Annotated in this window: 16 protein-coding genes and 1 pseudogene; 6 read left to right on the plus strand and 11 right to left on the minus strand. The window is 63.4% G+C overall.

Going from position 1 to position 11,184, the window contains the following annotated elements; all coding sequences use genetic code 11:
- The 3 genes and pseudogenes from ACWGS9_RS32605 to ACWGS9_RS32615 all read left to right on the plus strand — a co-directional run.
- Positions 1-753: TCP-1/cpn60 chaperonin family protein (locus ACWGS9_RS32605; RefSeq protein WP_454509091.1), on the plus strand; the 753-nt coding region annotated here is incomplete at its 5' end.
- Positions 754-957: 204 nt separating this feature from the next.
- A pseudogene (locus ACWGS9_RS32610) lies at positions 958-1,125 on the plus strand (helix-turn-helix domain-containing protein); the annotation flags it as partial.
- 146 nt (positions 1,126-1,271) lie between these two features.
- The gene (locus tag ACWGS9_RS32615; RefSeq protein WP_454509092.1) at positions 1,272-1,559 is read left to right on the plus strand and encodes a hypothetical protein; all 288 of its coding nucleotides are present in this window, start codon (positions 1,272-1,274) and stop codon (positions 1,557-1,559) included.
- A 71-nt stretch (positions 1,560-1,630) separates the two neighbouring features.
- On the opposite strand, the gene ACWGS9_RS32620 is transcribed toward ACWGS9_RS32615, so the two are convergent.
- The 8 genes from ACWGS9_RS32620 to ACWGS9_RS32655 form a co-directional block, all read right to left on the minus strand.
- Positions 1,631-2,242, minus strand: a complete 612-nt coding sequence (locus ACWGS9_RS32620; protein WP_454509093.1) for a LysE family translocator — start codon at positions 2,240-2,242, stop codon at positions 1,631-1,633.
- Between the two features lie 159 nt (positions 2,243-2,401).
- On the minus strand, positions 2,402-2,779 hold the full coding sequence (locus ACWGS9_RS32625) for a YkgJ family cysteine cluster protein (protein ID WP_454509102.1): 378 nt from the start codon (positions 2,777-2,779) through the stop codon (positions 2,402-2,404).
- A gap of 91 nt (positions 2,780-2,870) precedes the next feature.
- Entirely contained in the window at positions 2,871-3,029 is a 159-nt protein-coding gene (locus ACWGS9_RS32630; RefSeq protein ID WP_320217247.1) for a hypothetical protein, read from the minus strand.
- A gap of 1 nt (position 3,030) precedes the next feature.
- Positions 3,031-3,438, minus strand: coding sequence for a hypothetical protein (locus ACWGS9_RS32635; RefSeq protein ID WP_454509094.1), 408 nt, complete (start codon positions 3,436-3,438; stop codon positions 3,031-3,033).
- Positions 3,438-3,662 carry a hypothetical protein gene (locus ACWGS9_RS32640; RefSeq protein WP_454509103.1) on the minus strand — a complete coding sequence of 75 codons (225 nt, stop codon included), beginning with the start codon at positions 3,660-3,662 and terminating at the stop codon, positions 3,438-3,440. Before ACWGS9_RS32640 ends, ACWGS9_RS32635 begins: the two co-directional genes overlap by 1 nt.
- Before the next feature lie 392 nt (positions 3,663-4,054).
- Positions 4,055-4,384, minus strand: coding sequence for a YciI family protein (locus ACWGS9_RS32645; protein WP_454509095.1), 330 nt, complete (start codon positions 4,382-4,384; stop codon positions 4,055-4,057).
- Between the two features lie 106 nt (positions 4,385-4,490).
- Positions 4,491-5,159, minus strand: coding sequence for a glutathione S-transferase family protein (locus ACWGS9_RS32650; RefSeq protein WP_454509096.1), 669 nt, complete (start codon positions 5,157-5,159; stop codon positions 4,491-4,493).
- Positions 5,160-5,177: 18 nt separating this feature from the next.
- Positions 5,178-5,459, minus strand: a complete 282-nt coding sequence (locus tag ACWGS9_RS32655) for a hypothetical protein (protein WP_454509097.1) — start codon at positions 5,457-5,459, stop codon at positions 5,178-5,180.
- Between the two features lie 69 nt (positions 5,460-5,528).
- On the opposite strand from ACWGS9_RS32655, the gene ACWGS9_RS32660 reads away from it, so the two are divergent.
- Positions 5,529-5,708, plus strand: coding sequence for a CsbD family protein (locus tag ACWGS9_RS32660; protein ID WP_454509098.1), 180 nt, complete (start codon positions 5,529-5,531; stop codon positions 5,706-5,708).
- Between the two features lie 62 nt (positions 5,709-5,770).
- Here ACWGS9_RS32660 and ACWGS9_RS32665 read toward each other — a convergent pair whose 3' ends face one another.
- Both ACWGS9_RS32665 and ACWGS9_RS32670 read right to left on the minus strand, forming a co-directional pair.
- Positions 5,771-6,901, minus strand: a complete 1,131-nt coding sequence (locus ACWGS9_RS32665; protein WP_454509099.1) for a metallophosphoesterase — start codon at positions 6,899-6,901, stop codon at positions 5,771-5,773.
- Positions 6,902-7,113: 212 nt separating this feature from the next.
- Positions 7,114-7,740, minus strand: coding sequence for a TetR/AcrR family transcriptional regulator (locus ACWGS9_RS32670; protein WP_454509104.1), 627 nt, complete (start codon positions 7,738-7,740; stop codon positions 7,114-7,116).
- Positions 7,741-7,888: 148 nt separating this feature from the next.
- Between ACWGS9_RS32670 and ACWGS9_RS32675 the strand changes: the two genes are divergently transcribed.
- Positions 7,889-8,656 (plus strand): NIPSNAP family protein, encoded by a 768-nt coding sequence (locus tag ACWGS9_RS32675; protein ID WP_454509100.1) that lies wholly within the window; start codon positions 7,889-7,891, stop codon positions 8,654-8,656.
- Between the two features lie 63 nt (positions 8,657-8,719).
- Here the strand turns inward: ACWGS9_RS32675 and ACWGS9_RS32680 are convergent, their stop codons facing one another.
- The gene (locus ACWGS9_RS32680; protein ID WP_454509105.1) at positions 8,720-9,199 is read right to left on the minus strand and encodes a sulfocyanin-like copper-binding protein; all 480 of its coding nucleotides are present in this window, start codon (positions 9,197-9,199) and stop codon (positions 8,720-8,722) included.
- A gap of 477 nt (positions 9,200-9,676) precedes the next feature.
- Between ACWGS9_RS32680 and fumC the strand changes: the two genes are divergently transcribed.
- On the plus strand, positions 9,677-11,074 hold the full coding sequence (gene fumC / locus ACWGS9_RS32685) for a class II fumarate hydratase (protein ID WP_454509101.1): 1,398 nt from the start codon (positions 9,677-9,679) through the stop codon (positions 11,072-11,074).
- Positions 11,075-11,184 lie beyond the last annotated feature (110 nt).

The following is an 11,184-nucleotide window of genomic DNA, read 5'->3' on the forward strand; positions in this document are numbered from 1 at the left end:
ATCTCGGAAGACCTCGGCATCAAGCTCGAGAATGTCGGCCTCAACATGCTCGGCCGCGCCAAGAAGGTGTCGATCTCCAAGGAGAACACCACCATCGTCGACGGCGCCGGCAAGAAGGCCGAGATCCAGGGCCGCGTCGCCCAGATCAAGCAGCAGATCGAGGAGACCACCTCGGACTACGACAAGGAGAAGCTGCAGGAACGTCTGGCGAAGCTCGCCGGCGGCGTTGCGGTGATCCGCGTCGGCGGTGCGACGGAAGTGGAAGTCAAGGAAAAGAAGGACCGCGTTGACGACGCTCTGAACGCGACCCGCGCGGCCGTGGAAGAAGGCATCGTCGCCGGCGGTGGCGTTGCGCTCCTGCGCGCTTCGGCCAACGTCAAGGCCGCCGGCGTCAACTCCGACCAGGCTGCCGGCATCAACATCGTGCGTCGCGCGCTGCAGTCCCCGGCTCGCCAGATCGCGGCCAACGCCGGTGCCGAAGCCTCGATCGTCGCGGGCAAGATCCTTGAGAACAAGGGCGCTACCTTCGGCTTCAACGCACAGACGGGCGAATATGGCGACATGATCGCCATGGGCATCGTCGACCCGGTCAAGGTCGTGCGCACGGCTCTCCAGGACGCGGCCTCGGTCGCCGGCCTGCTCGTCACCACCGAAGCCATGATCGCGGAGGCTCCCAAGAAGGAGTCGGCTGGCGGTATGCCGGGCGGCATGCCCGGCGGCGGCATGGGCGGCATGGGCGGCATGGATTTCTGATCCAAGCTATCCAGCTAACGCATACGGAAAGGGCGGCAGAGATGCCGCCCTTTTTCATTGGCTGATCGAGGGGGACGTGCCCGGCAGGGCAGAGGGGGTCGTCTCACGTAGATTGCCAACGCCGTCTCTCGTCGCGGAAGGCGCCGGCGCTTCGCGCGCGACGCCCCCTCTGTCGCATTCTGCGGCAACAGCAACATCGCGACTATCGCGGCGGACATCGGCTACGAGTCCGAGGCGGCGTTCAGCCGTGCCTTCAAAAAGATGATCGGCGTCCCGCCTTCGGCCTGGCGTCTTGGCGTTAGAGGCGCGCCCGGCTCCGGAAGCGATGGGGCTTCCGAAAAAGAAGGCAGCCCGGGCATCGCAGCGAACTAGTGATGAAAACTTAACGCTTGGTACCCACAGGGAATGGCCGGAAACGACCCATTTCGGCCATCTGGGCTTACCCATCCGCTTAACTCTGATGCAATCAATGCTTGCTAGCTGTGGCACGTGCAAGTGCCCCATACGCGGATCTCGATATGACCGATCATCAGCTGCCATGGCGCTATAAAGCGCTCATTGCTGCCAACCTTGCGATTGGCATAACAGGCATTCTGTTGCGGCCCATTTATCCGAAGGGCATCTATATCGCAATGTTTGTTATGGCCGTAGCTATTGCGGTCTTATCGGCTTGGATGGTGTGGCTGGCGCGGAAGGAGCCATCGTCGTCGAGGCGCGAAAAACACACCGGCCTCATCGTTGCCCTCATGTGCCTCGGCGCAAGCACGTATGGAATTTATCTAACGCTGTATTCGATATTGAGATGAGCGAGCAGCGGAAGGCCGCTTTCGGCCATCGGGGTCGACGTCGACGGGTATCAAGCGTTAGATTTTCACCACTAGCGATCCGCCAGCGCCAATTTCGCGCCGAGCATGACGAAGGCGCCGGCGAAGGTCCGGCGCATCCAGGTCAGCACCTTCGGCCGCGACACGATATGGCTGCGCACCGAAGCCGCGAACACGCCATAGATCGCGAACACGACGAAGGTCATCAGCATGAAGACGCCGGAGAGCTCCAGCATCCTGGCGAAAGCGTGCCGCTCGGTGGTGCTGACGAATTGCGGCAGGAAGGCGAAGAAGAAGATCGACAGCTTTGGATTGAGGATGTTGACCAGGACGCCTGAGGTGATGGTCCTGGCGGTCGAGCGCGGCGCGGCATTCTCGTCGATGTTCAGGCCGCCCTTCTCCTTCAGCGTGTTCCAGGCCATGTAGAGCAGATAGGCGACGCCGAGATATTTCAGCGTCTCGAAGGCGACGGCACTGGTGTGCAGCACCGCGGCGAGGCCGGTGATGGCGGCCGCCATATGCGGGATGATGCCCAGCGTGCAGGCGAAGGCGGCCACGATCGCGGCGCGCGCGCCGCGCGAGAGTCCGGCGCTCAGCGTGTAGAGGACGCCGGTGCCTGGCGAGGCCACGATAATCAGCGACGTCAGCAGGAATTCGATGCTCATGGGTTTCCTCCGCTGCCCTGCCCGGGCGGGAAGGTACCGGGAGGTGTGAGGCGGGGCAAGCGGATGGAGAGCGTGATCTCCCCCCCCTTGGGGGAGATGGCCGGCAGGCCAGAGGGGGGCGCGAAGGAATGCGACCTCTCAGTTTCCTCTTTTTGAAATCTACCCGGATGTCCGATCGAAGCTCGCCTGAGGCGCCGGCGGGACAGCGCCCCCCTCTGCCCTGCCGGGCATCTCCCCCACAAGGGGGGAGATTGGCAGTTCGAACCCATGCGCTGCCCTCGCCATCAGGCAGTCGTCGCCGCCGGGCATGCAGGCGCGGCAGACGTCGGGGCGCAGGTCGTAGATGCCGCAGGCCGTATGCTTGCCCACCTCGCCCGACAGGGCCGAGCAGCGAACGCCTTCGCACCGCATGCCGGACAGATCGACCGACACAAATTTCTCCGGGATGCGATCGAGCTGCTCGTCGTCCTCGGTCGAAAAGCGCGGCCAGTCGGCCGAATAGGAACAGCACGCGCCGCAGCTCTGGCAGTCGAACACGGCCGTGCCATCGCCTGCCGGCCAGCCGGGATCGACCGCCGCGCCGGACGGCCAGGGCAAGCGGCTCTGATCGGCCTCGCGGGGCAATATTTTATTTCTTCCTGGTCTTGCCGGGCGGCTTTTGCGCTGGCTGCTCGAACAGATCGACCGCGAGCGGTTTGTCGGCTTTGGGCGTGGCGGCCGGCTTGGCCGGCTTCGCGGTGGCGGCCGAAGCCGGCGCCTGGTCCTTGGTGGAAAACTTGATGGCCATTTCAGTCCTCGTTGGAAACCCGCGATGACGGCGCCCGCGGATTGCGCAGGCGACCGATGAGCGCCGAAACCGCCGTGATGTTCATCTCCTCAGGCGACCAGTTCGCGGCTGCCTCGATGTGGTGGGGCGCCAATTCACGATGCGTGCTGCCGCTGTAGGCGGCATCCTGATGCGTCGTCTGCTCGCGGGTCTTGGCATCTTCCCGCACATATTCGATCAGATAGTTCGGCGCTTCGGCCCGACCTCGTACGCCGACCCGCACCTGGGCATCGCCATGGGCGCGCTTGCAGCGTTCCAGCTTTTCCAGCACGCGCCGGACATATTCAACCGGCTTGTCCAGGGTTTCGATCATATCGGCGATGGTCGCATCGGCGGCGATCGGCGTAGGCGGCACGCGCTTGGTGGCCATCAGCGTTTGCCCGTATGCTTGGGCGCAACAGCGGCGGCCGCCCGCTCTTCGGCTTCCTTTTCCAGGCGCAATTCGCGAAGCCGCGCGGTCTTGGCCTCGCGGGCCTGGTTGACCGCATCCCGTTCGGAGATGATGCGGTCGAGCGACATCGACTGCGTCCGGGCCCTGCTGAAAAGCGATTCAGCCTGACCGTCTTGTGGCTTCAAGTCGGCTTGTGTCTTCAAGTCGGCTTGTGGCTTCAAGTCGGCTTGTGTCTTCGAAGTGAGGGGCAAGATATTTCACCTGTTCCGGAGCATTCAATTTGCTGGCGCGAGGTGCTTAGCATATCCCAATCGGCCTGCGGCGCACAATTCACCGACCGGAAGCGAAAAAGGTCAGGCAACTGCCTGACCCTCGGTCTCGCCATCTATCGGCGCCGGTACATGCGTGCCCACCGGCAAGGCCGAGTTCTAGAGTGCCTGGTTCCAAACAAATTGCGAACGGGTGGGAACCATTCTGGCATTCGTGCATTCAGGTGTGGTCAGCAGTTCAGAGAGCAATCTCGGAAGGTTGACAAAAAGAACGCCTCCCGCGCGGTAAAAGGTGCGAGAGGCGTTCTTTTGTTTGAGCGCATCCGTCATATGATCACGCTGATCATCGGCAGGATCTCATAGCGGAAGCCACGGCCCGAGCGCGCCACCGGGTCGTCATCGGTGACCGCCCTCGCCTCGGCTTCGCTGCCGGCACGCAGGATCAGCAGCCCCCAGGGGCCGGCTGGATCGGCGACCGGCCCGGCCATGATCATGATGCCTTCGCGCAGCTTCTCGCGCAGATAGTCGGCATGCCGGCCCATCAGCGCCTTTTCCTCCTCCGTCATGGTGAAGGCGAAATCCGGCCGGGGCGGGATCAGCCGGCAATGGAAGATTTTTGACGCCGTGGCTTCAGATGGTGCTTCGCTGCTGGCCATGGATCCTCCTCCGAAAGCTTGTTGCCGCCAGCCGATCCGGGACAGATCCGTCGATCGACTGCCGCGCAAACTCCGGGAAGACGTTACACCTTCTTCCTGAATTGCTCTATTCGTCCGGCCCTGGCTCAGGCCAGGGCTCCTTGGCGGCTTCCGCATACCAGCGGCGCATCGCGGAAGTCGCCAGTACCGCATCGACATAGGCGCGGGTGACGGGCGCCAGCTCGCCGCCATAAGTGTCGAAGCGCGTGACCACCGGCGCATACATGGCATCAGCCGCGGTGAAATGACCGAACAGGAACGGGCCGCCCTCACCATACTGCTCGCGGCACTGGCGCCAGATCGCTTCGATCCTCGTCCGCTGCGCCTCGCCCTCGGCATCGAGCGGCTTGTGCGATTTCGGCCGGCGCAGATTCATCGGCCAGCCGTAGCGGACTTCCCGGAAGCCGGAATGCATCTCGGTCGCCACCGAGCGGGCCAGCGCGCGCGCGCCGAGGTCTTGCGGCCACAGCTTTTTCTCAGGATAGAGGTCAGCCAGATATTCAAGGATTGCAAGTGTTTCCCAGACGATCCTGCCCCCTCCCTTCAACGGCTTGTGATCCAACACCGGCACCACGCCTGTCGGCGAGATCTTGGCGAGGTTTGCTGCAGTCTCCGGCGTACGCAGGCGCACGAAGCCCTCCTCGAAGGGGATTTCCAGATGGCGCATCGCCACCCACGGCCGCAGCGACCATGAGGAAAAGCACTTGTTGCCGATATGGAGGGTGAACTCTGCCAAGACTGTCTCCTGATAATGTCAATGCGCTTTGGCTGTCGTGATCGTCGCCGGCCTGACGCCGGCGCGGGCCTGGATAGCGGCGACCGCCGCTTTTATGTCGGAGTTGACCTCAAGCGCCTTGCGGCCGGCCTCGATCGTGAGATCGACCTGGTCGACCGGCAACCGCAACCTGGTCGGGATCTCGTTCAGCTTCGCCTGCCCGCTGCCGTCACCGGCAGCCGCGGCGAACCCTACCCGGATTGCGTTGCCCGATGCAACCGCGCCCGCAAAGGCATTGCCGCGGCCGGGAACCCGGTCCACTCCCGTGCGTTGTGAGACCTGGATGCCGTTCCCGCATCCAGCTCCCATTGAAACCCAGGAGATGCGCGGATGGTGAACAGGGATCAGCTCGCCGGTATTGCCAAGCAGGTGAAGGGTTCGGTCAAGCAGGCGGCGGGCAAGGCCACCGGCAACCGGCGGACCCAGGTCGAAGGCGCTGCCGACAAGATCGCCGGCAAGGTGCAGAAGGCCTACGGCGACGTGAAGGACAAGGTCAAGAAGGCGTTCTAGGGTCTGTTGAAGCCGTTTTGCCTTGATGACAAGGCTGTAGAGGCCGCCGCGAGGCGGCCTTTTCATGTCTGGAATTGCTTGGCGAGGGCGTTGGTGAAGACGATCTCGCCATGGTCCCCAGCCGCTTCGCCGAGCACCACCTCCAGGTTGTCGGCCGTGACCTTGGCCAGCGCGAAGCCACCCATATAGGCCGCCTTCGGTTTGACCAGATCGAGCCCGTCACGCTGGTAGATCATCGGCGCTTCGTGCTGGTGACCGTGGAAGATGGCGATGACATTGTAACCCCCGATCGCGGCCAGCAGCGCCTGGCGGTCGGCCTCTCCCCACCAGTGCGGGCGGCCGGAGCCGTCGTCGCCATAGGTGCGTTTCACCAAATCCCAGCGCTCGGTCGAGAAATTGTCCCAGCCATAATGCTGGAACAGGACGACTGGCCGGCCGTCGCCGGCATAGGTGGCGAGATCCTGCTTCAGCCAACGCAGGCTGCTCGGCGCGCCGTGGCCGATGTCGCCGGCGAAGCGGTGCGTCTGGACGAGATGCAGGCCGCCCCAGTCCCAGGAATAGCAGTCGGTGTCGACATCATATTCGGTCGCCGGCACCGGCGGCTTGAAGAACACGCCGGGGCGATGGTTGACCTCGACATAGTCGCGCAATTCGCGGCGATACCAGTCGACATGCGGCGGCGTGCCGTTCTGGTCGAGATCGTGATTGCCGAGCCCGACATAGACCGGGATGTGGACGCGCTCCGGCCCGACGCCTTCCTGATAGTGCTCGGAGAATTGCAGAAGCTGCGTGCCTTCGCTGGGCTCGGTGACCTGACCGCCACCATCGTCGGTGATGTCGCCGCCGGTGACGAGGCCGAGCGGCGTGCCGATACGTATCCCGGCCGAATGCAAGCCGGTGGAAACGCCGTTGATCTCGGCCGGCCACTTCTTGTCCGCAATGGCGTTCAGGGCCGCCACGTTGCGCAGAAGTGCTGCATCGGTCTTGCCTTCCTGCAGGCAATTGGGGCTGAGCCCGCTCGCCATTCGGCAGGCATGGATATCGGCGATGAAGAGGAAGGTGGCGTCGATCGGCTGGATGCGTCGGCCGGTCTGGCCGAAGGCCACGCGAGGAAGGGCGCTGGCGGCCGCGAGGCCTCCCATCCGAGCGATGAAGAGGCGGCGCGAAATGGTTGCTGGCAAGAGGCGATTCATCGTCACTCGATTAAGCACCCTCAACCCGCGTCGTCCAGTTCAATGCCCGGCCAGCGCGCTGGAGACGTTTCATGCCAAGGCATGAAAAGCTCTTGGGTCGACAGCGCGGCGGGGGTCTGTCATTGCTTCCAGAATGCATCCAGTAAAGCCGCTGATCTCCGCCTTTGCGGGGAGATGGCCGGCGGCCAGAGGGGGGTGCTGTCCCGCCGTCATCATCGGACCTCCCGCCGTCGCAACACCCTGCGGCGTCGCTTCCCTATCGTTCCGACCGGCGGTGGTGATAGCTGGAGGCCTTCCAGTCCCTTCAAGCACTCCCTCAAAACCCCGGCATCCTGCGACGTCTTGGCCATCGACATGGCACCGGAATAAGCGGCGATGGCAAGCGCAGCGAAGCGGTCGGGATCGGTGCCGCCCTCCCCGCCGTCCATCTGATCGGCCCGCATCTTGTCGGCGATCGCCCGCCGCCAGCCGGCGAAGATCCTGGCCAGCGCCGTACGAAACTCGTCGTCGACCAGCGACAGTTCGTGCGCCAGGTTGTTGAGCGGGCAGCCGCGCACATAGCCCTGCTGCTCGAGCTCCTCAGCCACCGCCTCGAACACGGCCCGCACGCCTTCGCGGGCCGAGGGCGCCGTCAGCACCGGGTCGATCCAGGCCTGCTGGACCGCGGCCGCCACCCGTTCCTCGATCACCGCCAGCGCCAGCGCCTTCTTGGTCGGGAAATGATGGTGCAGCGCGCCGCCGGTGACGCCGGCCGCCGCCATCAGATCGCCGAGGCTCGAGGCGTGATAACCGCGCGCCTGGAAGGCGTCTTCCGCCACGTCGAGCACGCGGCGGCGCATGCCTTCCGGGTCGTTGATGCGCTTTCTGCGAGCCGCACTCGGCTGCTCTGCAATCTCTCCTGACATTCCATCACGATATCAGATTGACAAAACAGGACAACCGGTCTGTTTATACAAACAGGGTGATCATCCTGTTTTGGAGTCGACGATGAACGCTGCTGGAAATACCCTTCGCGTTGCGCCGGTCCTCGAGCTGCGGCAGTACACGCTGAAGCCCGGGCAGCGCGAAACGCTGATCGCGCTGTTCGACCGGGAGTTCGTCGAAACGCAGGAAGCGACAGGCATGTCCGTCATCGGACAGTTCCGCGATCTTCACCGCCCCGACATGTTCGTCTGGCTGCGCGGCTTCCAGGACATGGAGACGAGAAAGGGCGCGCTGGGGGCCTTCTATGGCGGTCCGGTCTGGGCCGCGCATCGTGATGCCGCGAATGCGACGATGATCGATTCCGACGACGTGCTTTTGCTGAAGCCGGCATGGCCGAACGCCGGCTTCGACCTGTCGGGATTGCAACGGCCGTGTCCGTTCGAACCCGGAAAACCACGCTCAGATAGTCATTTAGCCCGTATAGTTGAGATTTCGATTCATCATTTGCGACCAGGCACGGAGTCCGGCTTCGCCGAGCGCTTCCAGGCGGAGGCGGTTCCGCAGATCACGGCAGAAGGCGCGCGGCTGCTCGGCGCCTTCATCAGCGAGCATGCCGAAAACACATTCCCGCGCCTGCCGGTAAGAGCGGATGAAAACGTCTTCATCGTCGCCATCGGTTTTGGCGGCGAAGCGGCGCGCGCCCGATACCAAGCTGCCCTCGCCGCTTCGCCGGCATGGCGGGCCTTCCGGAAAGCCATAGAGCCAAGCCTGTCGAAGCGAACCCAGGAGCTTCTGCTTTCACCGACATCGCGATCGCTGGTCGGCCGGTGATCCTTCCGGGAGGCAGCCTCCCGGCAGATGCGGAATATCGGCCGCTTCAACGCCGGTTCGGCTCTACGGCTTGACGGTGAACTCCGTCCACATTCCCGTCGCGAAGTGACCGGGGACATTGCAGATGAGCACGTATTTGCCGGGTTTCAGGTCTACGGTAAGCGTGCCCGAAGCGCCCGGGTCGAGCTCCGAAACCTCTCCCTTGTCGCCGGCCTTGTCCTCATCGACCCGGTTCTCGGCATCAATATAGGGAAGCGGGTCCTTGGCATCCGCTCGATACATCACGATCATTTCGTGGATAGTATCCTTGGAACTGTTCTTCACCTTGAAGGTGATCTTGCCAGCCTTCACCGCCGCGGGCGTAGCCGTTATCCCCATGGTTGCCTTTGACATGTCGAGATTTGGCGTTCCATAGGCGAAACCGGTGGTCATGGGCGTGTTCGCCCCTTTGTCCCACAACGAAACCTGAACAGTGCTGGCAGCCTGAGCGGCACCGACCATCGTAACAGCCGCGGCAAGCCCCAGTGCCGCATTCCTTACCATCTTTTTCACAGCGAAATTCCTCTCGGCAGACACCGGTGGAACCGACACCGGCAATCGACCGCTTAGGGCCTAATGAACAGCCCAACGGTGGCTGCATCGTTGCACCTCCGGCCACCCGCAGCCTTGCGTTGGATCAAACCATCCGGGTCTTAATGGACAGCGCGATCGGTGAAAACTCAGCGGATCTCCGAGATCTCTTCCTTACCCAGCAGCATCTGAGCGCCGGCGCCTCGGTGAGAAGGTGGCCTCGCGAAGCGAGGTCGGATGAGGGTACTCCACGGAACGCCAACGTCTCACTTTGCTGGAACACCCCTCAACCGTCTCGGCGCTGCGCGCCGATCCACCTTCTCCCACAAGGGGAGAAGGAAAGACGCCATCCTTCAACCGATTTGCACCATGCCAACCCGCAATCTCCTCTTGATGCCTTTTGTGCGACGCGATACGCCCTTGCGCAAATCGACAGACCGGAGATTTCCAGTGAGCGCTCAAAAGACCCGAACCGAAACCGATACATTCGGTCCCATCGAGGTCCCGGCCGACCGCTATTGGGGCGCGCAGGCGCAACGTTCGCTGGGCAATTTCAAGATCGGCTGGGAGAAGCAGCCGGCTTCGATCGTCCGGGCGCTCGGCATCGTCAAGCGCGCCGCGGCCGAAGTGAACGTGGAGATGAAGCGGCTCGATCCCGCCATCGGCGAGGCGATCGTAAACGCCGCGCAGGAAGTCATCGACGGCAAGCTCGACGAGCACTTTCCGCTGGTGGTGTGGCAGACAGGCTCGGGCACGCAGTCCAACATGAACGCCAACGAGGTGATCTCCAACCGGGCGATCGAGATGCTCGGCGGGGTGATGGGCTCGAAGAAGCCGGTGCATCCCAACGACCACGTCAATATGAGCCAGTCGTCGAACGACACCTATCCGACGGCCATGCATATCGCCTGCGCCGAGCGGGTCGCGCACCATTTGATCCCGGCGCTGCACCATCTGCACAAGGCGCTCGATGCCAAGGCGCGCGCCTTCAACCACATCATCAAGATCGGCCGCACGCATACGCAGGACGCCACGCCGCTGACCCTTGGCCAGGAATTTTCCGGTTATGCCGCGCAGGTAGCCTCGTCGATCAAGCGCATCGAGCAGACGCTGCCGGGCCTGCAGGAACTGGCGCAAGGCGGCACCGCCGTCGGCACCGGCCTCAACGCGCCGGTCGGCTTCGCGGAGAAAGTCGCGGACCGCATCGCGTCGATCACCGGCATCGCCTTCGTGACCGCGCCGAACAAGTTCGAGGCACTCGCGGCACACGATTCCATGGTGTTCTCGCATGGCGCGATCAACGCGGCGGCGGCGGCACTCTTCAAGATCGCCAACGACATCCGCTTCCTCGGCTCCGGCCCGCGCTCGGGCCTTGGCGAGCTGTCGCTGCCGGAGAACGAGCCGGGCTCCTCGATCATGCCGGGCAAGGTCAACCCGACCCAGTGCGAAGCGCTGACGCAGGTCTGCGTGCAGGTGTTCGGCAACAATGCCGCGCTGACCTTCGCCGGCAGCCAGGGCCATTTCGAGCTCAATGTCTACAACCCGCTGATGGCCTATAATTTCCTGCAGTCGGTGCAGCTGCTCGCCGACGCTTCCGTTTCCTTCACCGACAATTGCGTGGTCGGCATCGAGGCGCGGGAAGACAACATACGTGAAGCATTGAACCGCTCGTTGATGCTGGTGACGGCGCTGGCGCCAACCATCGGCTACGACAACGCCGCCAAGATCGCCAAGACCGCGCACAAGAACGGCACGACCTTGCGTAAGGAGGCCTTGGCCACCGGGCTGGTCAGCGAAGCCGACTACGACCGGCTGGTGCGCCCTGAGGACATGACGCATCCGGGGTAAGGGCTCGGCACCAGGGGCAGCCGCGGCAGCCAGCAACTTCGTCATCAACTCTGAGGAATGGCGGCGTCTCTGAGCCTAGCGTTTAGGGTGACGACGATCTTTCGCATGAC

The organism is Mesorhizobium sp. Arg314 (genome assembly GCF_053714275.1).